The organism is Kitasatospora sp. NPDC056731, from assembly GCF_040687675.1.
In the GTDB taxonomy this organism is placed as follows: domain Bacteria; phylum Actinomycetota; class Actinomycetes; order Streptomycetales; family Streptomycetaceae; genus Kitasatospora.
In genome coordinates, this window is sequence record NZ_JBFBNR010000003.1 from 230,140 (window position 1) to 251,897 (window position 21,758).

General features: G+C 72.9%; 21 protein-coding genes and 2 tRNA genes. 8 read left to right on the top strand and 15 right to left on the bottom strand.

The annotated features are described in order from the left end of the window. Positions 1-18 precede the first annotated feature (18 nt). Entirely contained in the window at positions 19-918 is a 900-nt protein-coding gene (locus AB0R04_RS05140) for a phosphoribosylaminoimidazolesuccinocarboxamide synthase (RefSeq protein ID WP_063348514.1), read from the top strand. A gap of 40 nt (positions 919-958) precedes the next feature. Here AB0R04_RS05140 and AB0R04_RS05145 read toward each other — a convergent pair whose 3' ends face one another. The 7 genes from AB0R04_RS05145 to AB0R04_RS05175 all read right to left on the bottom strand — a co-directional run bounded on the left by AB0R04_RS05145 (position 959) and on the right by AB0R04_RS05175 (position 5,587). Next, complete coding sequence (locus AB0R04_RS05145; RefSeq protein WP_350876631.1) at positions 959-1,579, bottom strand: response regulator transcription factor; 621 nt, start codon at positions 1,577-1,579, stop codon at positions 959-961. 28 nt (positions 1,580-1,607) lie between these two features. After that, positions 1,608-2,840 (bottom strand): histidine kinase, encoded by a 1,233-nt coding sequence (locus AB0R04_RS05150; protein ID WP_363368306.1) that lies wholly within the window; start codon positions 2,838-2,840, stop codon positions 1,608-1,610. A gap of 103 nt (positions 2,841-2,943) precedes the next feature. Then, complete coding sequence (locus AB0R04_RS05155; protein ID WP_363368308.1) at positions 2,944-3,777, bottom strand: ABC transporter permease; 834 nt, start codon at positions 3,775-3,777, stop codon at positions 2,944-2,946. Further along, a complete protein-coding gene (locus AB0R04_RS05160; RefSeq protein ID WP_363368310.1) occupies positions 3,774-4,787 on the bottom strand; it encodes an ABC transporter ATP-binding protein in 1,014 nt (337 codons plus the stop codon). The genes AB0R04_RS05155 and AB0R04_RS05160 overlap by 4 nt, the downstream gene beginning before the upstream one ends. A gap of 157 nt (positions 4,788-4,944) precedes the next feature. Further along, positions 4,945-5,020: transfer RNA gene (locus AB0R04_RS05165), tRNA-Gly, on the bottom strand. Between the two features lie 39 nt (positions 5,021-5,059). Then, positions 5,060-5,132, bottom strand: a tRNA-Gly gene (locus AB0R04_RS05170). Between the two features lie 137 nt (positions 5,133-5,269). Next, positions 5,270-5,587 carry an Lsr2 family protein gene (locus AB0R04_RS05175; RefSeq protein WP_063348519.1) on the bottom strand — a complete coding sequence of 106 codons (318 nt, stop codon included), beginning with the start codon at positions 5,585-5,587 and terminating at the stop codon, positions 5,270-5,272. A 467-nt stretch (positions 5,588-6,054) separates the two neighbouring features. Between AB0R04_RS05175 and purS the strand changes: the two genes are divergently transcribed. From purS to AB0R04_RS05195, 4 genes are all read left to right on the top strand, one after another. Further along, positions 6,055-6,309, top strand: a complete 255-nt coding sequence (gene purS, locus AB0R04_RS05180; RefSeq protein WP_045692676.1) for a phosphoribosylformylglycinamidine synthase subunit PurS — start codon at positions 6,055-6,057, stop codon at positions 6,307-6,309. Continuing rightward, a complete protein-coding gene (purQ, locus tag AB0R04_RS05185; protein WP_350876623.1) occupies positions 6,306-7,007 on the top strand; it encodes a phosphoribosylformylglycinamidine synthase subunit PurQ in 702 nt (233 codons plus the stop codon). Before purS ends, purQ begins: the two co-directional genes overlap by 4 nt. Then, on the top strand, positions 7,007-9,262 hold the full coding sequence (gene purL, locus AB0R04_RS05190) for a phosphoribosylformylglycinamidine synthase subunit PurL (protein ID WP_063348521.1): 2,256 nt from the start codon (positions 7,007-7,009) through the stop codon (positions 9,260-9,262). Before purQ ends, purL begins: the two co-directional genes overlap by 1 nt. A 117-nt stretch (positions 9,263-9,379) precedes the next feature. Further along, entirely contained in the window at positions 9,380-10,207 is an 828-nt protein-coding gene (locus tag AB0R04_RS05195) for a sterol carrier family protein (protein WP_363368313.1), read from the top strand. Positions 10,208-10,225: 18 nt separating this feature from the next. Here AB0R04_RS05195 and AB0R04_RS05200 read toward each other — a convergent pair whose 3' ends face one another. Continuing rightward, entirely contained in the window at positions 10,226-11,104 is an 879-nt protein-coding gene (locus AB0R04_RS05200; protein ID WP_363368315.1) for a DUF3152 domain-containing protein, read from the bottom strand. Positions 11,105-11,226: 122 nt separating this feature from the next. On the opposite strand from AB0R04_RS05200, the gene AB0R04_RS05205 reads away from it, so the two are divergent. Then, a complete protein-coding gene (locus AB0R04_RS05205; protein WP_063348524.1) occupies positions 11,227-11,646 on the top strand; it encodes a DUF3151 domain-containing protein in 420 nt (139 codons plus the stop codon). Between the two features lie 113 nt (positions 11,647-11,759). On the opposite strand, the gene fbaA is transcribed toward AB0R04_RS05205, so the two are convergent. Next, complete coding sequence (fbaA, locus tag AB0R04_RS05210; protein WP_063348525.1) at positions 11,760-12,782, bottom strand: class II fructose-bisphosphate aldolase; 1,023 nt, start codon at positions 12,780-12,782, stop codon at positions 11,760-11,762. A 342-nt stretch (positions 12,783-13,124) separates the two neighbouring features. On the opposite strand from fbaA, the gene AB0R04_RS05215 reads away from it, so the two are divergent. Continuing rightward, positions 13,125-13,844, top strand: coding sequence for a VTT domain-containing protein (locus AB0R04_RS05215; RefSeq protein ID WP_079135742.1), 720 nt, complete (start codon positions 13,125-13,127; stop codon positions 13,842-13,844). Between the two features lie 101 nt (positions 13,845-13,945). On the opposite strand, the gene pyrE is transcribed toward AB0R04_RS05215, so the two are convergent. From pyrE to AB0R04_RS05240, 5 genes are all read right to left on the bottom strand, one after another. Beyond that, on the bottom strand, positions 13,946-14,482 hold the full coding sequence (gene pyrE / locus AB0R04_RS05220; protein ID WP_063348526.1) for an orotate phosphoribosyltransferase: 537 nt from the start codon (positions 14,480-14,482) through the stop codon (positions 13,946-13,948). A 30-nt stretch (positions 14,483-14,512) separates the two neighbouring features. Continuing rightward, entirely contained in the window at positions 14,513-15,508 is a 996-nt protein-coding gene (locus AB0R04_RS05225; RefSeq protein ID WP_363368318.1) for an SRPBCC family protein, read from the bottom strand. Between the two features lie 93 nt (positions 15,509-15,601). Next, on the bottom strand, positions 15,602-17,122 hold the full coding sequence (locus tag AB0R04_RS05230; RefSeq protein ID WP_363368390.1) for a polyamine aminopropyltransferase: 1,521 nt from the start codon (positions 17,120-17,122) through the stop codon (positions 15,602-15,604). Between the two features lie 253 nt (positions 17,123-17,375). Further along, positions 17,376-17,906 carry a DUF2617 family protein gene (locus AB0R04_RS05235; protein ID WP_363368320.1) on the bottom strand — a complete coding sequence of 177 codons (531 nt, stop codon included), beginning with the start codon at positions 17,904-17,906 and terminating at the stop codon, positions 17,376-17,378. A 508-nt stretch (positions 17,907-18,414) separates the two neighbouring features. Further along, positions 18,415-19,830 carry an amidase gene (locus tag AB0R04_RS05240; RefSeq protein ID WP_363368322.1) on the bottom strand — a complete coding sequence of 472 codons (1,416 nt, stop codon included), beginning with the start codon at positions 19,828-19,830 and terminating at the stop codon, positions 18,415-18,417. 92 nt (positions 19,831-19,922) lie between these two features. Between AB0R04_RS05240 and AB0R04_RS05245 the strand changes: the two genes are divergently transcribed. After that, positions 19,923-20,537: a TetR family transcriptional regulator C-terminal domain-containing protein gene (locus AB0R04_RS05245; RefSeq protein ID WP_063348530.1), complete on the top strand. Its 615-nt coding sequence runs from the start codon at positions 19,923-19,925 to the stop codon at positions 20,535-20,537. Here AB0R04_RS05245 and AB0R04_RS05250 read toward each other — a convergent pair. After that, on the bottom strand, positions 20,517-21,677 hold the full coding sequence (locus AB0R04_RS05250; protein ID WP_363368324.1) for a pyridoxal phosphate-dependent aminotransferase: 1,161 nt from the start codon (positions 21,675-21,677) through the stop codon (positions 20,517-20,519). The genes AB0R04_RS05245 and AB0R04_RS05250 overlap by 21 nt on opposite strands. Positions 21,678-21,758 lie beyond the last annotated feature (81 nt).

The following is a 21,758-nucleotide window of genomic DNA, read 5'->3' on the forward strand; positions in this document are numbered from 1 at the left end:
CCTGAGGACTGAGACACCTTGAGCGGATTTGTCACCAAGCCCGAGCCGGTCCAGGTGCCCGGCCTGGTCCACCTGCACACCGGCAAGGTGCGCGACCTCTACCGGACCGAGTCGGGCGAGCTGGTCATGGTCGCCAGCGACCGGATGTCCGCCCACGACTGGGTGCTGCCGAACGAGATCCCCGACAAGGGTCGCGTCCTCACCCAGCTGTCCCTGTGGTGGTTCGAGCGGATCGCCGACATCGTCCCCAACCACGTGATCTCCACCGAGGTCCCGTCCGGCGCCCCCGCCGACTGGAAGGGCCGCACGCTGATCTGCCGCAGCCTGGACATGGTCCCGGTCGAGGCGGTCGCCCGCGGCTACCTGGCGGGCTCCGGCCTGGCCGAGTACCAGGAGAACCGCACGGTCTGCGGCATCGCCCTGCCGGAGGGCCTGGAGAACAGCTCCGAGCTGCCCGCCCCGATCTACACCCCGGCGCTCAAGGCCGAGGTCGGCGAGCACGACGAGAACGTCTCCTACGAGGAGACCGCCCGCCGGATCGGCGCCGACCTGGCCGCCCAGCTGCGCCGCACCACCCTGGACGTCTACGGCCGGGCCCGGGACATCGCCCGCGACCGCGGCATCATCCTGGCCGACACCAAGTTCGAGTTCGGCCTGCTGGACGGTGAGCTGCTGATCGGCGACGAGGTGCTCACCCCGGACTCCTCCCGGTACTGGCCGGCCGACGAGTGGCAGCCCGGCCGCTCGCAGCCGTCCTTCGACAAGCAGCTGATCCGCGACTGGCTGGTCTCCCCGGCCTCCGGCTGGGACCGCTACAGCGAGCAGCCGCCGCCGGAGCTGCCGGCCGAGCTGGTCGAGCAGACCCGCGCCAAGTACATCGAGGTGTACGAGCGGCTGACCGGCACCGCCTGGGCCTGACGCCCGGCCGCCCGCGAGCCGTGCCCGGACCTAGGGCGACCTAGATCCAGCCGTGCTCGCGGGCGATCCGCACCGCCGCGTGCCGGTTCTCGGCGCCCAGCTTCCCGGCCGCCGAGGACAGGTAGTTGCGGACGGTGCCGGGGGACAGTGCCGCCCGTTCGGCGATCTCGGTGATCGACGTGCCGTCGGCGGCCAGTTCCAGGACGTCCGTCTCGCGCGGGGTGAGCGGGGTCTCGCCCGCGCTGATCGCGTCCGCGGCCAGCTCCGGGTCCACGTACCGGCCGCCGGCCCGGACGGTCCGGATGATGCCGGCCAGGTCGGCCGCCGAGACGGTCTTCGGCAGGAAGCCGCGCACCCCGACCTCCAGCGCCCGCTTGAGGTAGCCGGGGCGGCCGTGGCCGGTGACGATCATGCAGCGGCAGTCCGGCAGCAGCCGGCGCAGTTCGGTGGCCACCTCGATGCCGTCCTTGCCGGGCATCTGGAGGTCCAGCACCGCGACGTCCGGGCGGTGGGCCTGCGCCATCGCCAGCGCCTCCGGGCCGGAGCCGGCCTCGGCGACCACGGTGATGTCCTCCTCCAGGGAGAGCAGCGCGGCCAGCGCGCCCCGGATCAGGTGCTCGTCGTCGGCGAGCAGGACGCGCACGGGTGCGGGGTCGGTCATCGGGCGGTCCTCCGTCGGTGGGTGCGGGTCAGAGCGGTACGGCGGCGAGCATCCGGAAGGTGCCCTGGGCGGTCTCGGGGATGGTCAGTTCGCCGTCGTGGGCGGCCAGCCGTTCGCGCAGGCCGCGCAGTCCGGTGCCGCCGCCCAGCGAGGGGAGCGGGACGGCGGGCACCCCGTCATTCTCCAGCTCCAGGACGGCGCGGCCGTCCTGGAGGTCCAGCCGGATCAGGCAGTGGGCGGCCTCGCTGTGCCGCAGCACGTTGGTGGTGGCCTCGCGGATCACCCAGCCGAGCACCGACTGGATCGGCGGCGGCAGTTGGTCGGCGTTCTCGCCGAGGTCGATCTCGCAGGCGACGTCGGCGCTGCGGAGCACCGCGCGGGCGCCGATCGCCTCGGCGTGCAGGTCGGCGGTGCGGTAGCCGCGGATGACGTCCCGGACCTCGCGCTGCGACTCCTGGGCGATCCGCTGCACCTCGGCCATCTGGTCGGCGGCCTCCGGGCGTCCGCGGCGGGCGAACTGGACGGCGAGTTCGCTCTTGAGCGCGATGGTGGTGAGGTTGCGGCCCATCACGTCGTGCAGGTCGCGGGAGAACCGCAGCCGCTCCTCGGCGACGGCCAGCCGGGACTGGGCCTCGCGGGCGGTCTCCAGTTCCCAGATGATCGCGGTCACCCAGGCGAAGCTGCGGCAGGTGCCGACGAGGGCGGTCAGGCTGATCGCCGCCCCGACCGCCAGTCCGGCCGTGGTGGCGGGGCTCACCCCGGTCAGCAGCATCGCCGGGGCGGTCAGCAGGATCAGGCCGAGTCCGGCGGCGAAGACCTGGCGCAGGGGCAGGCCCACGCTGATCGGACCGATGGCGGCGCACAGCATGGCGATGGCGATCGCCGCGGTGAACGGCGTCCCTCCGGGCTGCCCGGGTTCGGCGGCGGACGGGCCCAGCAGCAGGACGGCCCAGGAACCGGCGACCGAGAGCGCGCTGTTGACGATCAGCCAGCGCAGGTGCTCGGTGGGGCGGTGCAGGTAGTGGTCGAGCGAGGTGCGGAACGCCCGGAGGCAGAGCAGGGTGGAGGCGAGCGAGACGACCAGGGTGACCCGGACGGCGCCGACCGACCGGTCGAGGTTCGCGACGGAGGAGGCGCTGAGCACCAGGTTCACCGGAACGATGCACCAGGCCACCATGTAGAGCGACCAGCGGAAGTACAGCTCGGCGCGTTGGGGCTTGCCGAAGCCCTTCCATCTGCGAACCGGCCCCTGGACGGCCATCGAATCGCTCCCCGTATCGATCAAGATCGTGTCGCTACCTTCATATCAGAGGCGGAACGGGGGTCTGACCTTCGCACTTCCAGAGAGGGTGCCCGCCGGGGCGTCAGCGGCGCGACTCCCAGCGGAAGTAGCGCACCGCGCCCCAGACCGCCAGGCCGAGCCAGACGGCGCCGGTCACCAGGTGCGGGGCGGCGGTGGACCAGGTGCCGGCGAAGCCGGTGGCGGCGGCCGAGCCGTCGCTGCCGGTCCAGCCGATCCGGATCAGCTGGAAGGCCGGGGTGGTGGGCAGCAGGCGGCAGAAGTCGGCCAGCCCGGGGGGCATGATCTCCAGCGGGATGAGCAGGCCGGAGCCGAACTGGGAGACCAGCAGCACCGGGAGGGTGGTGATGCCGGCGGTCTCGACGGTCTTGGTGAAGGCGCTGGAGATGGCGGCCAGTGCGATGAAGACGGCGATGCTCAGGACCAGCCCGACGGCCAGCAGCAGCGGGTTCACCGGCGTGCTGAGCTTGAGGAGGGCGGCGGCGCCGATGCCGACCACGGCGCACATCATCAGGGCGAGGCTCACCGAGGGCACCGCGGTGCCGGCCAGGATCTCGATGTCCCGGGCCTCGCCGGTGCGCAGCCGCTTGAGCACCAGCTCGTTGCGGCGGGCGACGTACGCGGCGGTCAGGTTGTAGTAGACGACGAAGGCGAGGACGCCGCCGATGGTGCCGGTGATCAGCAGCGTGTCGACGTCCAGTCCGGGGTGGGACTCGGCCTGCTGCTTGAGCATGTTGCGCCGGCCGGCGATCAGCAGCAGCGGCAGCAGCAGCGCGGTGAACAGGGCGGCCCGGTTGCGCAGCAGCAGGGTGGCCTCGGCGCGGCCGAGGGAGAGCAGCCGGCGGGCGGTGGTGCTCTGCGGGCCGGCGGCGGTCTTGGCGGCGGTGGCGGTGGTCATCGGGCGGATCCGATCAGGCGGCGGCGGGCGGTGCGGGCGGTGGGGGCGGCGGGCGACTGGGGCGGTGCCTGGTGGGCGGCCTCGGAGGCGATGGCGAGGAAGGCCTCCTCCAGCGAGGCGCTGCGGGCGTCCAGGGAGCCGAGCGCGATCCCGTGCTGCTGGGCCCAGCCGAGCAGTTCGAAGAGGGTGTGCTGGAGGCCGCCGGTCTGCACGGTGACCTTGCGGCCGTCGACGGCGATCTCGGCCCCGGCGAGGACCGGCAGAGCGGTCCCGGTGAACTCGGGGAGGTCGAAGCTGATCCGGGAGGGCCGGCCGGCGATCACCTCGGCGACGGTGCCGGTGGTGACGACCCGGCCGCCGTGCATGATGGCCAGCCGGTCGGCGAGCTCCTCGGCCTCCTCCAGGTAGTGCGTGGTGAGCAGCACGGTGGTGCCCTGGGCGCGCAGTTCGCGGACCAGCCGCCAGACGGCGGCGCGCGCCTCGGGGTCGAGGCCGGTGCTGGGCTCGTCCAGGAAGAGCACCTCGGGGCGGCCGAGCAGGGCCATCGCGAGGTCGAGCCGGCGCCGCTCGCCGCCGGACAGCTGCTTGACGCGGACGTCGCGGCGGTGGCCGAGGCCGACCAGCTCCAGGGCCTCGTCGACCGGGCGGGCGCCGCTGGTCATGCCGGCCCAGCTGCGGCCGGTCTCGGCGATGGTGAGGTCGCCGGGGAAGCCGCCCTCCTGGAGCATGATGCCGATCCGCGGGCGGACGGCGGCGCGCTCCCGGTGGGGGTCGTGGCCGAGCACCCGGACGGTGCCGCCGGACGGGGCGGCCAGGCCCTCGATGAGCTCCATGGCGGAGGTCTTGCCCGCCCCGTTGGTGCCGAGCAGGGCGAACAGCTCACCGCGGCCGACGGTCAGGTCGATGCCTCGGACGGCGTGGTAGCCGGTGGTGCCGGTGCCGTAGTGGCGGTGCAGGTCGGTGACCTCGATCACGCTGTCGCCGGGGCGCAGGGGCTGGCTCGTTTCCATGGCTCAAGCCTTCCGCCTCCACGGCCGGGCGGGCAGTGCGCGCCGTCATGAGCCGGCGGTGGAGATCCACGGGTCGGCGATGACAAATGTCATGGGCCGGGATCGCGGTGGAGCGGGAATGCCGAAAGGCCCCCTCGATCGAGGGGGCCTTTCGTTCTGGAGCGGACGACGAGATTCGAACTCGCGACCCTCACCTTGGCAAGGTGATGCTCTACCAACTGAGCCACGTCCGCAGGTCTAACTATGGAGTTGTGCTGTGCTCGCGCACTGCGAGCGGACGACGAGATTCGAACTCGCGACCCTCACCTTGGCAAGGTGATGCTCTACCAACTGAGCCACGTCCGCACGGTGCCTGGTGGGGCACCCGCCGCCTCTTCGGATCTCTCCGTTGCGGCGACGAGGATTACTCTACAGCATCGTTCGGGGTGGTCGCCCCACCCTTTCGGTCCAGGCAGGCGGGGCGACCGGGGTGCCCGGGGCGGTCAGTTCGCCTCGGCGAACTGCTCGTACACGTGCTTGGGGATGCGTCCGCGGGCCGGCAGCTCCATGCCGCGCGACAGGGCCCAGGCGCGCACCGCGGCCGGGTCCGGGGTGAGCGCGGTGCGGCGGAAGGACTTTCCGGTGCGGCTCTGGCGGCGGCCGGCCGCGACGAACGGAGCGAGGGCCTCCCGCAGCTTTTCCGCGTTGTCCACGGACAGGTCGATCTCGTACGACTTCCCGTCGACGCCGAAGTGGACGGTTTCCGCCGCGGCGCCGCCGTCCAGGTCGTCGGAGAGCGTGACAACTACACGCTGAGCCATGGGTGTCAATCCTCTCGGGCAATTCGGCCGCCGGTCCGCGGGGTGCGTCCGGGGGCCTGATGTGCACCACTCGCGCAAGCGCATACGGGCAGGCCTGGTGGCCCGCCGGATACGCAGCACTTGCCGCGACAGGTGGCCCTATTCTGCACCCGAAGGGGGTCGAAATCGAAGAGTCCGGCATTCTTTTCCGGATATTCACGTGTCTTCGCCGGAGTGCCGGATACCGGAGTGCGGGACGGGTCGATCTGTCCCGGAGTGCCGTATTCGGGTGTTCTTCGGGTGTTCTCGTTCCGGGGGCCGAATCCGTGGAAACCGCGCGGCCCGGCCGGGGGTTCACGGGCGTGGATCCCTTGCCGCGTAAGGGTCTCGGGTCTACGCGCGTCGCCTGCCCCGGCCAGCAATCCCGCCCGAAACCCCCGGTAGTCTGGAGTTCCCCCGCCTCACCGAAGACACCACCGGGAGTGCCAGTGGCACGCGTCGTAGTCGACGTCATGCTCAAGCCGGAGATCCTCGACCCCCAGGGCCAGGCGGTGCAGCGTGCACTGCCCCGTCTCGGATTCACCGGGATCGCCGACGTCCGCCAGGGCAAGCGTTTCGAGCTGGAAGTGGAGGGCCCGGTCGACGACGCCGCGCTCGCCCGTATCCGCGAAGCCGCCGAGACCTTTCTCGCCAACACCGTGATCGAGGACTTCACCGTCCGCGTCGAGGAGGCGGCGAAGTGACCACCCGCGTTGGCGTCGTCACTTTCCCCGGCTCCCTCGACGACCGTGACGCCCAGCGCGCGGTCCGCCTGGCCGGCGCCGAGCCGGTCGCGCTCTGGCACCGTGACAAGGATCTCCACCAGGTCGACGCCGTCGTCCTGCCGGGCGGATTCAGTTACGGCGACTATCTGCGCTGCGGCGCGATCTCCCGCTTCTCGCCCGTGATGGACACCGTCATCGAGCAGGCGAAGCTGGGAATGCCGGTCCTCGGTATCTGCAACGGCTTCCAGGTGCTCTGCGAATCGCACCTGCTGCCCGGCGCGCTCACCCGCAACGACTCGCTGCACTTCGTCTGCCGCGACCAGAAGCTGCGCATCGAGAACACCGGTACCGCCTGGACCCGGGATTACTCGGCGGGCCAGGAAATCGTCGTTCCGCTGAAGAACGGCGAGGGCCGGTTCGTCGCCGAGGAGCGCGTCCTGGACCAACTGGAGGCGGAGGGCCGGGTGGTGGCCCGTTACGTGGCCCGCGGCGATGCCGCTGACGGATACGGTAACCCGAACGGTTCGTACCGCGACATCGCCGGCATCACCAACGCCGCCGGCAATGTCGTCGGCCTGATGCCGCACCCGGAGCACGCCGTGGAGCCGCTCACCGGTCCGACCGTCGAGGGCCTGGGCTTCTTCACTTCCGTCCTGAAGCAGCTGGTGAACGCCTGATGAGCCTCGACACCGTCAAGAACGCCGAGCAGACCCCGGACGTCGCCCAGCCCTGGGCCGAACTCGGCCTCAAGGAGGACGAGTACACGCGCATCCGCGAGATTCTCGGCCGCCGCCCGACCGGCGCCGAACTCGCGATGTACTCGGTCATGTGGTCGGAGCACTGTTCGTACAAGAGCAGCAAGGTCCACCTGAAGCAGTTCGGCGACAAGAAGCCCGACTCGGACGCGATGCTCGTCGGCATCGGCGAGAACGCCGGTGTGGTCGACGTCGGCCAGGGCTACGCCGTGACCTTCAAGGTCGAGTCGCACAACCACCCGTCGTACATCGAGCCCTACCAGGGCGCGGCCACCGGCATCGGCGGCATCGTGCGCGACATCCTCGCGATGGGCGCCCGCCCGGTCGCCGTGATGGACCCGCTGCGGTTCGGTGCGGCCGACCACCCGGACACCCGGCGCGTGCTGCCCGGGATCGTCGCGGGCATCGGCGGCTACGGCAACTGCCTGGGCCTGCCGAACATCGGCGGCGAGGTCGTCTTCGACTCCTGCTACCAGGGCAACCCGCTGGTCAACGCGCTGTGCGTGGGCGTCATGAAGCACGAGGACATCCACCTCGCGCAGGCCTCCGGCGCCGGCAACAAGGTCATCCTGTACGGAGCCCGCACCGGCGGCGACGGCATCGGCGGCGTCTCCGTGCTCGCCTCCGAGACCTTCGACGACAGCAAGCCGACCAAGCGCCCGGCCGTCCAGGTCGGCGACCCGTTCCAGGAGAAGCTCCTGATCGAGTGCACCCTGGAGATCTTCCGGGAGAAGCTCGTCAAGGGCATCCAGGACCTGGGCGGCGCCGGCCTGTCCTGCGCGACCTCGGAGCTGGCGAGCGCCGGCTCCGGCGGCATGCGGGTCGAGCTGGACACCGTGCCGCTGCGCGACAACACGCTCTCGCCCGAGGAGATCCTCATGAGCGAGTCGCAGGAGCGCATGTGCGCCATCGTCGAGCCCGGCAAGGTCGACCGCTTCCTGGAGATCTGCGAGAAGTGGGACGTCATCGCCACCGTCATCGGTGAGGTGACCGACGGCGAGCGCCTGGAGATCTTCTGGCACGGCGAACTCGTCGTCGACGTGCCGCCGCGCACCGTCGCCCACGAGGGCCCGACCTACCAGCGTCCGTACGCCCGCCCGAGCTGGCAGGACGCGCTGCAGGCCGACGCCCCCACCGGCGAGCGGCTGGCCCGCCCGACCACCGGCGAGGGCCTCAAGGCCGACCTGCTGAAGGTCGCCGGCTCCCCGAACCAGGCCTCCAAGTCCTGGATCACCGACCAGTACGACCGCTACGTGCTCGGCAACACCGTGCTCTCGGTCGGCGAGGACTCGGGCATGATCCGGATCGACGAGGAGACCAACCTCGGCGTCTCGGTCGCCACCGACGGCAACGGCCGCTACACCAAGCTGGACCCGTACACCGGCGCCCAGCTGGCCCTCGCCGAGGCCTACCGCAACGTCGCGGCCGGCGGCGCCAAGCCGCTCGCGATCTCCGACTGCCTCAACTTCGGCTCCCCCGAGGACCCGGACGTGATGTGGCAGTTCGCCGAGGCCACCCGCGGCCTGGCCGACGCCTGCCTGGTGCTCGGCACCCCGGTCACCGGCGGCAACGTCTCGCTGTACAACCAGACCGGCGAGGTCGCCATCCACCCGACCCCGGTGGTCGCGGTGCTCGGCGTCATCGACGACGTCACCCGGCGCACCCCGGCCGCCTTCGCCGAGGAGGGGCAGCTGCTCTACCTGCTCGGCGACACCGCGGACGAGCTCGGCGGCTCGGCCTGGTCGCAGGTGGTCCACGACCACCTCGGCGGTCTGCCGCCCAAGGTCGACCTGGAGCGCGAGCGGCTGCTCGGCGACATCCTGATCGCCGCCTCGCGCGACGGCATGATCGACGCCGCGCACGACCTCTCCGACGGCGGCCTCGGCCAGGCGCTCGTGGAGAGCTGCCTCAAGGGCGGCCACGGCGCGCGGATCATCGTGCCCGAGGGCGCGGACCCGTTCGTGTTCCTGTTCTCCGAGTCGGCCGGCCGCGCCGTCGTGGCGGTGCCGCGCAGCGAGGAGCTCCGGTTCAACGACATGTGCACCGCGCGCGGCCTGCCGGCCACCCGCATCGGTGTCGTGGACGGCGAATCCCTGGACGTCCAGGGCCAGTTCACCGTCTCGCTGGCCGAGCTGAAGGACGCCCACACTGGCGTCATCGAGGCTCTGCTCGCCTGACCCGCACGGTTCGAGGGGCGGACGGTCCGACGGGGCCGTCCGCCCTTCGGCGTGTGCGGGGCCGTCCGGACCCCGGTGTAGGCGGGGCTGTCCGCACCCCGGCGTATGTTGGGGGCCATGCCCCCCAAGCCCCGTACCTACCAGCCGCAGAAGGTGCGCACCGCGCTCGCGGCGCAGACCGGCGCGCTGCGCGACGCCGTCCGGCAGCTCTGTGAACGCCCGGACGCCGAGCAGTGGTTGGCCCGGCCGACCAGGCTGGGGGAGTGGACGGTCCGCGAGCTGATCGCGCACCTCGCCGTCCAGCTCGACTTCGTCCCCGAGCACCTCGACGATCCGCTGGAGGGGCGGGCGCCGTTGGACCTGCCGGGGTGGGTGTCCGCGGTCGGCACGGTCGCGCCGCTGCTCGACGAGCAGGCCCGGGCGAGGGCCGCGGGCGACTTCGGCGGGGACGCGGCCTCGGTGGCGCAGGCCTTCACCCGGGCGGCGGACGCGCTGACCGGCCTGCTGGACCGGCCCGAAGCCGCCGACCCGGTACGGCGGTTCGAGATCCGGCTCGGCTCGATGACACTCGCCGACATGCTGGTGACCAGGCTGGTGGAGACCGTCGTGCACGCCGACGACCTGGCCGCCGCGCTCGGCCTCGACGGCTTCCCGCACGACCGCCAGGCCGTCGCCGCCGTCACCCGGCTGCTGGCCGACGCCTTCGCCGACCGCACACCGGGCGGCGCGGTCGAGCTGCGGATCCCGCCGTACGCCGTCGTGCAGGCCGTCGAGGGCCCCCGGCACACCCGGGGCACCCCGCCGAACGTGGTCGAGACCGACCCGCTGACCTGGATCCGGCTGGCCACCGGCCGGGCCGACTGGGCGGCCGCGGTGGACGCGGCGGCGGTCTCCGCCTCCGGTGAGCGCAGCGACCTGCGGGAGTACCTGCCGGTGCTCGGGTAGCCGCGCTTCAGGGGCGTCCTACGGCACCGACGGCCCGCTGAGGTAGGTGCCGTTCTCCGCGTACGGCCAGGCGTTCGGCTCGCAGCCCTTGAGCCCGTAGATCTGCTGCATCATCGCGGGCGCCGGCTTGCCCGGGCCGGGGCAGGTCTCGTGCCCGTGGCCTATCCGGTGGCCGACCTCGTGGTTGATGATCAGCGCCCGGTACTCGTCGAGCGGGCCGCTGAACTGCGGTGAACCGGTGTTCCAGCGCTTGGAGTTGACGAGCACCTGGTTGCCGACGTTGCAGTTCACCTCGCCGTGGGTGTCCAGGCCGGAGGCGCCGCAGATCCGGTCCACGGTGGCCGGCGAGGCGATCTTCACGGTGAAGTCGTACCCGCCGCCGGCGACCAGCTGGAAGCCGTTCTTGCGGTCGTTGGTCCAGCCGCGCTTGTCGCCGAGGAAGCCGTGGATCTGGGCGGCGGCGGAGGCGGCGTCGATGCCTATGCCGTCCTCGACCTCCACCCGGTAGCGGCGCACGGTGCCGCGTCCGACCGGCTGGGCGGTGGCGGCGGCGATGCTGAAGGTGCCCGAGCCCTTGGCGGGGCCGGGGTCGGGCGTGGTGGGGGCGGGCGGCGAGGGCGGGGCGGGGGGCTCGCTCGGGGTGTCGCTCGGCGTCGGGGCCGGCGTCGGGGCGGCGGGCGAGGGGGCCTGCTCGGTCGGCGGGGCGATCCGCGCCTGGGCGGTCGGCCCGCCGTCGGGCGCGTCCGAGGAGCGGGTCAGCACGACCGCCGTACCGCCCAGCACCGCCACCGCCGTGACCAGCGCCGCGAGCATGCCGGGCCCGATCCGGCGCGGCGGCCGGCGGCGTCGGCGGCCGCGGGCACTGCTGCTCCTGGCGGCGGATCTGGCTGCGGGCATGATCGACACCCTGACATGGCGAACGGGTGAATGTCCACATACCGGGTATGCAGGCGCCCGGCGGCCGCCGCCGATCCCGGGACGGCGGTTGACCCTGGCGTCTCGGGTGGCAGACTGCCTGCATGGCGATTCACCGGAATCTTCTCGACGGCCCCGACCCGACCCTTCTCCCGGAGGACGAGCAGCCCTACCGCATGCTGGCGGAGGAATCGGCTTCACCCACCCAGGTGGCCGCCGACTTCCCGACCTTCTGCCTCGCCTGGGCGATGCTCGCCGACGACGCCTACGCGGCCGGCCGCTACGTCGAGTCCTACGCCTACGCCCGCACCGGCTACCACCGCGGCCTGGACGCGCTGCGCCGCAACGGCTGGAAGGGCCACGGCCCCGTGCCGTGGGAGCACCGCGGCAACCGCGGCTTCCTGCGCTGCCTGGCCGGGCTCGCCCGGGCGGCCGGCGCGATCAAGGACACCGAGGAGGAGGCCCGCTGCTGGCAGTTCCTGAAGGACAGCAGCGCGGAGGCGTACGCGGAGCTGAAGCAGTAGACCCGCACGGCTGCTGAGGCAGCAGACCCACACACAGGTGCGCCCCCCGGTGAAGTCCACCGGGGGGCGCATCCGCGTTCACACGGTGGCCGGGCTCAGCCCGGCCGCCGGGCTCACTTCAGGCGGTTGCCGGCCGAGCGCAGCTGCTGCGCGGCCTCCAGCACGCGGGCGGCCATGCCCGCCTCGGCGAGCTTGCCCCAGGTGCGCGGGTCGTAGGTGTTCTTCTTGCCGACCTCGCCGTCGACCTTCAGCACGCCGTCGTAGTTGCGGAACATGTGGTCCACGACCGGGCGGGTGAAGGCGTACTGGGTGTCGGTGTCCAGGTTCATCTTCACGACGCCGTTCTCCAGCGCGGTGGCGATCTCCGCCGCGGTCGAGCCCGAACCGCCGTGGAAGACGAAGTCGAACGGGTCGGTCTTGCCGTACTGCTTGCCGATCGCGTCCTGCAGCTCGCGCAGCAGCTCCGGCTTCAGCACGACGTTGCCCGGCTTGTAGACGCCGTGCACGTTGCCGAACGAGGCGGCCAGCAGGTAGCGGCCCTTCTCGCCCAGGCCCAGCGCCTCGGCGGTGCGCACGGCGTCGTTGACGGTGGTGTACAGCTCGTCGTTGATCTCGTGCGTGACGCCGTCCTCCTCGCCGCCGGTCGGGGTGATCTCGACCTCAAGGATGATCTTGGCGGCGGCGGCCTGGGCCAGCAGCTCCTGGGCGATCGCCAGGTTGTCGGCGAGGGTCTCGGCCGAGCCGTCCCACATGTGCGACTGGAACAGCGGGTTCTGGCCCTTGGCCACGCGCTCGGCGGAGACCGCCAGCAGCGGGCGGACGTAGCCGTCCAGCTTGTCCTTCGGGCAGTGGTCGGTGTGCAGCGCGACGGTGATGTCGTACTTGGCGGCGACGATGTGCGCGAACTCGGCCAGCGCCACGGCGCCGGTCACCATGTCCTTGTTGTGCTGGCCGCCCAGGAACTCCGCGCCACCGGTCGAGATCTGGATGATGCCGTCGCTCTCGGCCTCGGCGAAACCACGCAGTGCGGCGTGCAGGGTCTGCGACGAGGTGACGTTGATGGCCGGGTAGGCGAACTTGCCCGCCTTGGCCCGGTCCAGCATCTCGTTGTAGACCTCGGGAGTTGCGATGGGCATGCGATCCGCTCCTGTCGGGTTGCGGCGTACGGACGGTGCTGTCCGACGCTGTGTACGCCTTCGGTACGACTCCGTGCCGGCCGCCGACGCGCGGCGCTGCGGTGTGGCTCTCCGGCACCAAGGTTCGAGCGACCTCCGCGGTACGGCAATGAGGGTGGTGTGCCGCTGCGGACCGGACGCCCGTGCCATCCTCCCAGACTCGTGCCCGCAGGTCAGCAGGAGCCCGCCAGTCGGACTGTCGCCGCCGACGACGCGGACGGCCCGCTCCTACGACGTTCGGCGGACACCGGATACACCTGCCGGGCGAAGCCTCCGGACAGAACGGCCAGCTATCCTGCGGCCGTGGACTACAACCAGCTGGCCGTCAACCTTCTCGACGCCAAATCACTGATCTCGTCCGTCGGCGCCATCGGGCTGATCGCGATCATCTTCGCGGAGACCGGCCTGCTGGTCGGCTTCTTCTTCCCGGGTGACTCACTGCTGATCATCGCCGGCGTCGCGGCGTCGAACGCCGCCTCGTCGGTGCTCGGCGACGGCGCCAAGCTGCCGATCGCCGTCCTGCTCGTCGGCGCCCCGGTGGCCGCGGTCGCGGGGGCCCAGCTCGGGCACCTGATCGGGGTCAAGGTCGGGCCGAAGATGTTCGACAAGCCCGAGTCGAAGATCTTCCGCCGCGAGTACGTGATGAAGGCGGAGGAGTACTTCAACAAGTTCGGGCCCGGCAAGGCCGTGGTGCTGGCCCGCTTCATGCCGATCGTCCGGACCTTCCTCAACCCGGTCGCGGGCACCCTGGAGATGCCCGCCCGGACGTTCTTCCTGTGGAACGTCGTCGGCGGCGTGCTCTGGACCGAGTCCATGCTGCTGATCGGCTACTTCTTCGGCGACGCGCTCGCCCCGGTGATCGACAAGTACCTGATCCCGGCGGTGCTGCTGATCGTCCTGCTCTCGATCTCGCCGATCCTGATCGAGGTCCTGCGCGAGCGCAAGAAGCGGAAGGCCGGCGGCGCCGTGGAGAGCACCGAGGCCGACGCCGTGCAGAGCGGCGGCCGCCACCGGCGCGGCTGAGCACCGGGGCTTCGCGCAGTACACGCGAAGGGGCCGGGTCCCGTCTCACGTTTCACGTGAAACAGGACCCGGCCCCTTCGTGCTGTCAGGTCCGGCCGGGCTCAGAGGCCCAGGTCGTCCAGGTCGTAGGCGGTCACGTACGGCAGGCCCTGCGCCTCGACCGCGGCCGCGCCGCCGCGCTCCACGATCACCGCGACGCCGACCACCTCGGCACCCGCCTCGCGCAGCGCCTCGACGGCGGTCAGCACCGAGCCACCGGTGGTGGAGGTGTCCTCGACCGCCAGCACCCGGCGGCCCTTGACCTCCGGGCCCTCGATCCGGCGCTGCAGGCCGTGCGCCTTGCCCGCCTTGCGGACCACGAAGGCGTCCAGCTCACGCCCGCGCGCGGCGGCGGCGTGCAGCATCGCGGCGGCCACCGGGTCGGCGCCCAGGGTCAGACCGCCGACGGCGTCGTACTCCAGGTGCGAGGTCGCGTCCAGCATCACCCGACCGACCAGCGGGGCGGCCTGGCCGTCCAGCGTGATCCGGCGCAGGTCGACGTAGTAGTCGGCCTCCTTGCCGGAGGAAAGGGTGACCTTGCCGTGTACGACGGCCTTGTCCTTGATCTGTGCCAGCAGGGCGTCGCGGTCGTTGCTCATGAGCGTCCAGTCTAGGCCCTCTCCCGCGGGTCAGCGCCGACGCAAGGCCCTGACCAGCACCACGGCGCCACCCAGCAGCGCGACCCCGCCGCCGATCACCCACGGCACCGCGCTGCGGCCGCCCGAACCCGGCACCACGATCCCGCCGGCCTCGCCGCCCCACCGGGACGCCGCCCGGGCCCGGGCACTGCGGGCCGGCAGCGCCGGGGCGTACCGCCCGCGCGGCGGCGCGTGGTCCACCTCCTCGGCCGAGCGGCCGACGATGCTGCGGCGCACCGGGCCGCCGCCCGCCGGCTCCTCCTCGTACTCGAAGAGCGGCTCGGCGGGGAGCTCCTCGGCGACGCCCTCCTCGGGCCCGTCCTCGTCGCCGCCGCCGGTGGGCAGGCCGAAGCGCTCGGCGTCGGCGTCGGAGAAGGCGATCAGGTCGGACAGGTCGTCGTCGAGGTCGTCGCCGGGCTGGTCCTGGTGCTCCTCGATGAACACCACGCTGGCGTCGGTCCCGGCCCCGGCCTCGCTGCCGGCCTCGCCGCCGGTCTCCGGGTCGCTCTCGCCGTCGTTCTCGCTCTCCGGCTCGGGCTCGGCGTCCGGGGAGGCGAGCGCGGTGGCGAACCGGTCCAGCAGGCGGCGCCCGGCGGCGTCGAGGGTCTCCTCGTCGAACTCGGTGAGCCGGCCGGTGGCGCTCAGGTCGCCGGTGAAGCGGACCACCGCGGTGCCGTCCTCGGCGCCGTCCGCGACGCTGACCCGGACGGTGGCGGTCGCCTCGCCGCTGCCGCGGGCCTCCTGGCCCTCGGCGAGCACGGTCAGCACGCCCTCGCGTCCCTCGATCAGGGACAGCACGCCCTTGTACGTGATGGTGGAGCCGCCGATCCGCAGCTTCAGCCGGCCGCCGATCTCCTCCGCCGGCCCTGCGCCGACCGCGGCCGGTTCGGTGCTCAGCCCCGGCACGCTACGGGCCAGCAGAGCCGGATCCTGCAAGGCCTGCCGCACCAACTCGGCGGGCATCGGGACGACAACCTCATGCTCCATGTCAGGGAGCCTACCGACCCGACCCCGCCCGGTCCCTACCCACCGCCACCCGACTTCCCCGGGACCACCGGTGTCCCGCCCCGCGCCCCCGGCTCAGCGGGGGCCGAGCAGGGTGAGGGCGGCCGGGGGGTGGGCGGGGCGGAGGGCGGCGAGGCGGGTGGCGGAGCCGCGGAGGGCGTCGGGGGTGAGGGCGCGGGGCGGTGGGGCGTCGGGGGCGAGGGTGAGCGGGGGCCGGGCGGCGGCCGCGAGGAGGAAGGTCTGGGCGGCGCCCGGCGGGTCGGGGCGGCAGCTCGCGGTGGCGCTGCCCTGGACGGCGTACGGGACGGTCTGCAGCCCTGCCGTCCGCAGGCCGGACTCGATCGGCCAGAGGCCGCCCGGGTCGCCGCCGGCCCGGACGGCGACGCGGCCGCCGGGGGAGAGCAGCCGGGTGGCGAGGCCGTAGAACTCCTGGGAGTGGAAGGTGACCGGTCCGCCGTCGGCGGGCGCGGGCAGGTCGGCGAGCACCACGTCGTACGGTCCGCCGGTCGTGGCGCCGCGCAGCCAGGCCATCGGGTCGGCGGCGGTGGCGTGGACGCGGGGGTCGTCGAGGGAGTGGTCGGTGAGGGCGGCGAGCCCGGGGTCGGTGCGGGCGAGTCGGGGGAGCTCGGGGTCGGCGTCGACGAGCCGGACGGAGCGGACGCCGCGGTGCCGGAGCACCTCGCGCAGGGCGAGGCCGTCGCCGCCGCCGAGGAGCAGGACGCGGGCGTCCGGGCCGGCGGCCATCGCCGGGTGGACCAGGGCCTCGTTGCCGCGGTACTCGTCGGGTCCGCAGACGGTGAGACGGCCGTTCAGGTAGAGCCGGAGCGGGCCTTCGGCGGGGCCGGTGAGCACGATCTCCTGGGAGTGGCTGCGGGCGGCGAAGCGGACCTGGGCGCCGTAGAGGGCGTGCCGGGCGGCGCGTTCGATGGCGCCGGAGCCGGCGGCGGCCGCGGCGAGCAGGGCGAGGACGAGCGCGCAGCCGCCCCAGAGCAGGAGCCGTATCCGGGGGGCGGGTTCCTCGCGGAAGAGCCAGAGCACGACGGCGGCTCCGGCGACGGCGTTGACGGCGCCGGTGACGAGGGCGCCGTCGCCGGGCCCGAGGCCGGGGAGGATGAGGAAGGGGAAGGCGAGGCCGCCGATCAGCGCGCCCACGTAGTCGGCGGCGAAGAGGTCGGCGGCGGCGCGGCCGGCGTCCTCGCGCCGGATCCGCTGGATGAGGGTCATCAGGAGCGGGATCTCGGCGCCGATGAGGATGCCGATGAGGCAGGTGAGGCCGACCATGGCGGCCTGGTAGCGGCCGATCCAGGCCCAGCAGGAGTAGAGCGCGAGGACGGAGAGGCCGCCGGTGAGCGCGAGGGCGCATTCGACCAGGGCGAAGGCGGTGGCGGGCTGCCGGGTGAGGCGTTTGGCGAGGAGCGAGCCGAGGCCCATCGCGAACACCATGACGGAGAGCACGACGGAGGTTTGGGTGACCGCGTCCCCGAGCAGGTAGTCGCCGAGCGCCACGAGTTCGAGTTCGTAGACGAGTCCGCAGGCCGCACAGACGAACGCGGCGAGCAGGACGGTGAGGCGGGCCAGTCGGGGGTGGGAGCGCAGCCGGGACCGACGGCGGGCGGGCAGGGGGGCGAGGCTCCGCCCGGGCCGGGGTGGGGCGCCGTCGTCGAGGTCCACTCGCGAGCGGGCGGGTGGACCGGCCGGATGGTTGATCACGAACAAACGCTAGGGGACGTTCGGGACGGATAGCTGCGCCCATTCGACGGACAGTGCGGGACGCCGGATTGACGAATCGTTCCTGCGTGCGATTCATAGGCCATGGAGGGATCCGTGACCCTGGTCGGGCGGCCGGCGGTCATGCCCCGGACACCACCAGCGAGGAGCGGGTGCAGACCAGCCGGCCCTCCTGCGGGTAGGCGTGCCAGGTCCGCCAGAGCAGCCGGTCGGCGCCGCCCTGGGTGACCAGCGCGGTGAAGGCGCTCGGGTCGCCCGGGAACACCCCGGCCAGGCCGCGCGGGTGGCCCTCGACCAGGGCCAGCAGTTCCTGGGCGCGGGCCGCGAAGTCGTGCGGGGGCAGCGCCTCGATCCGGGCCGCGAACTCGTACTCCCAGCCGCCGACCTGCTTGGCCACCCGGGCCGGCAGCGGGGTGCGGCGGCCGGGCAGGCAGGCGACGGTCTCCAGGCACTCGCCAGGGCCGGCGGCGATCACCACCTGGTGCGAAGCGCCCAGCAGTCGCAGCTGGAGGGTGCCGGTCGTGGCGGGGTGGCCGCCTCCGTCGAGTCTCAGGTCGCGGACCGCGAGAGCGGGCAGCGGGTCGCCGCCCAGGCACCAGGCCAGGTCACCGGCGCGGGTGTCCGTGTAGGAGGTCTGCAGTGTGGTGAGCATGCTCGGCTCCGCGTTTCAGCTCCGTGCGCGCCCGCCGAGCAGCACCGAGTAGGCCTAGGCGATGGCGAGGCTGTTCGTGGCTGTGCGGCCCTGGGCGCGGCCGACCGTGGAAGGAGGGATTCCGGCTGGAGATTCAGCAGCAGAGAAGCATGAATACGCCGGGTCCGCCGGTGATTTACCCAACTTTGTCAAGCATTCACCGTTTCGAGCACACCTGCTTCCCGGCTCTGATCGACCCGGTGTGCGACTCTGCACAGCGCGCGCCCCTATGGCCGGGTCGTGCGCCGTGCACGCTGGTAGTGCGCCGGGCACGCGCCTCGTGCGCCACCGCCCTGCACGCACCGGGCGGGCAGGGCGGTCGGAGCGTTCCGCCGAGGTTGAGGGAATTGCCTCACAGGCATCATTCAATCGTCAACCAGGTGTCAACCAGGCATGACTGTCAGGCGAGTTGAGGAAGTCCAGCCCGCTCGCCGGGCCATCATTGCTCCCCTCACGGCCGGGGGTCGATTCACGGCCGGGGGTCGATCGGCGCGAGGACCCCGAGCCGGTCCTCGACCGCCTGGGCCGCCTCCAGGCAGAGGTCCTCCCGGAACGCCCGTCCGACGAGCTGCACCCCGGTCGGCAGTCCGTCGGCCAGGCCGGTGGGCACCGCCACCGCGGGCAGCCCCGCGAAGCTGGTCACCTTGCACAGCCGCATCGCCGTGCGGACCAGCTCCCACCCGGCCGCGTCCCGGGATTCGATGCCCGGCTCGACCGGCGGTTCGGTGAACACCGGTCCGAGCAGCAGCGGGTACTCGTCCAGGAATTCGGCCCAGGAGCGGCGGATGCCCAGCCAGCTCCCCATCAGCTCCATGAGCTCGGCGGCCGTCGCGGGCGGGGTGCGGGCCATCGTCAGCTCGATGTAGCGGTCGCCGCCCGGGCCGAGCAGGGGGCGTACGGCGGGCCACTTGGGCGCGAACTCGGTCATGGTGATCCGGTCGCACACCTCCAGGGCCTCGTCGAGCCGCGGGACGTCCGCCACCTCGCGCACGTCGTATCCCGCGTCCCGCAGCGCCGCCGCCGCGCGGTCGATCGCGGCCCGGACCGTCGGGTGGACGCCGTGGCCGCCCGGATCGGCCACCACCGCGACCTTCACCGGCCCGGGCAGCGGCTCGCCGTAGCGCGGCACGGGCAGGGCGCGAGGGTCGCGCGGATCGGGGCCGGCCAGCACCTCGTAGGCCAGCCGCAGGTCGGCGACGCTCCGGGCGAGCGGGCCGTCGGAGACCAGCCACTGGGAGGCCGGCCCCGGGTCCTGCGGCCCGAACGCGCGGTGGTCGGCGGGGAAGCGGCCGCTGGACGGGTTCAGCCCGGCGACCCCGCAGAACGAGGCCGGGACGCGGATGGACGCGCCGGAGTCGTTGCCGAGCCCGAGCGCGGCCAGGCCGGTCGCGACGGCCGCGCCGTCGCCGCCGCTGCTCCCGCCCGGGGTGCGGCCGCGGTCCCACGGGTTGGCGGTGTCGCCGTAGAGCTCGCTGCGGGTGTGCATCCCGGCCAGGATCATGGTGGGCATGTTGCTGTGCCCGATCGGTACGGCCCCGGCCGCGCGCAGCCGGGCGACCGGGGGAGCGTCGGCCCGCGCCACCAGGTCACGGAAGCGCGGCACCCCGAAGGTGGTGGCCACGCCCTCGATGGCGGTGGTCTCCTTCACGGTGAACGGCACGCCCGCCAGCGGGCCGGGGTCCTCGCCCGCGGCCAGGCGCCGGTCGAGCTCCTGGGCCTGTGCCCGGGCGCGCTCCGCCAGGACCTGGGTGACGGCGTTCACCTGCGGGTTCACCGCGCTGATCCGCTCCAGGTGGCTGTCGAGCAGTTCGACGGCCGAGACCTCCTTGCCGCGTACCGCCGCCGCCTGCGCGGTGGCCGTCAGTCGCCACAGGGCGTCCTGCATGACGTACTCCCCTCCTCGTTCCGATGCGCTCGTATCGGTACCGTAGCCTGGGAACCGATACGAGTGCATCGAATAAATCGGAGGGGGAGCCCGTGCCCAGACAGGTGGACCACGACGGCCGACGCCGACGGATCGCCGAGGCCGTCTGCCGGCTCGCCGACGAACGCGGCCTGGAAGGGGTGACCCTGCGCGACGTGGCCGACCGCGCGCAGGTGTCGACCGGCGCCGTCCAGCGCTGCTTCCGCACCAAGGACGAGATGCTCCGCTTCGCCCTCGGCCACGTCGGCGAGCAGATCACCGCCCGGGTCCAGGCGTACCCCGCCGACGACCCGGCGCCCTCGCCCGCCGCCGCCCTGGCACACGCGGCCGCCGAGGTGGCGCTGCTCGGCGACGGACAGCGCTCCCAGGCGCGGGTCTGGCTGGCCTTCGTCGCACAGGCCGCCGTCGACGAGCGGCTGGCGGGCCCGCTGAACGCCGACTACGCCGCCCTGGAGGGCCTGTTCGCCCGGCTGATCGCCGAGGCCTCGCCGGCGGCCGGGCCGGACGCCGCCCGGGAGGCGAAGACGCTGCTGGCCCTTGCCGACGGGCTCACCACGCACGTCCTCGTCGGCCGCCTCACCGCACCCGAGGCCCGGGCGATCCTGAACGCCCACCTGTCCGGCCTCGGGCGGCGGCCGGGCGACGGCTCAGAGGCGCTGGAGCCGTGACACCGCTTCCTCCAGCACGGAGTCCTGCTTGCAGAAGGTGAATCGAACCAGGCTGCGGCCGGCCTCGGTGTTGTCGTAGAAGACGGCGTTCGGGATGGCGACGACGCCGCAGCGCTCCGGCAGGGCGCGGCAGAACTCGATGCCGTCCTTCTCGCCGAGCGGGGTGATGTCGGTGGTGATGAAGTACGTGCCCTCGGGGGTGAACACCCGGAAGCCGGCCGCGGTGAGCCCGTCGGCCAGCAGGTCGCGCTTGCGGAGCAGATCGGCGCGGAAGCCGTCGAAGTAGCTGTCGGGCAACCGCAGCGCCTCGGCGACGGCGTACTGGAAGGGGCCGGCGCTGACGTAGGTGAGGTACTGCTTGGCCGTGCGGACGGCCGTGACCAGGGCCGGGTTCGCGGTGACCCAGCCGACCTTCCAGCCGGTGAAGGAGAAGGTCTTGCCGGCGGAGGAGATGGAGACGGTGCGCTCGCGCATGCCGGGCAGGGCGGCGATCGGGTGGTGGGTGGCGCCGAAGACGAGGTGCTCGTAGACCTCGTCGGTGACGACCAGCAGGTCGTGTTCGACGGCGAGGGCGGCGATGGCGGCCAGCTCGTCGGCGGTGAGCACGGTGCCGGTCGGGTTGTGCGGGGTGTTGATCAGCAGCAGGCGGGTGCGCGGGGTGATCAGGGTGCGCAGTTCGTCCAGGTCGGGGCGGAAGTCCGGGGCGCGCAGGGTGAGCGGGCGGCGGGTGGCGCCGGCCATGGCGATGCAGGCGGCGTAGGAGTCGTAGAAGGGTTCGAGGGCGATCACCTCGTCACCGGGCTCCAGCAGGGCGAGCAGGGTGGCGGCGATGGCCTCGGTGGCACCGGCGGTGACCAGCACCTCGGTGTCCGGGTCGTACGACAGGCCGTGGAAGCGCTGCTGGTGCTCGGCGATCGCGGCCCGCAGCTCCGGGATGCCGGGGCCGGGCGGGTACTGGTTGCCGCGGCCGTTCAGCACGGCGTCGGCAGCGGCCCGGGCCACCGAAGCCGGGCCGTCGGTGTCGGGGAAGCCCTGGCCGAGGTTGATCGAGCCGGTGGCCGTGGCCAGGGCCGACATCTCGGCGAAGATGGTCGTCCCCATACCGGCCAGTCGGCGGTTCAGCAGCGGCCTGTTGCCCATCGGTGGCTCCTCACACGTCGTCGTCGGCCCCATCCTGGGTCAGCCGGGGGCCGGGGACAAGGACGGCCCGACCACCTGGGG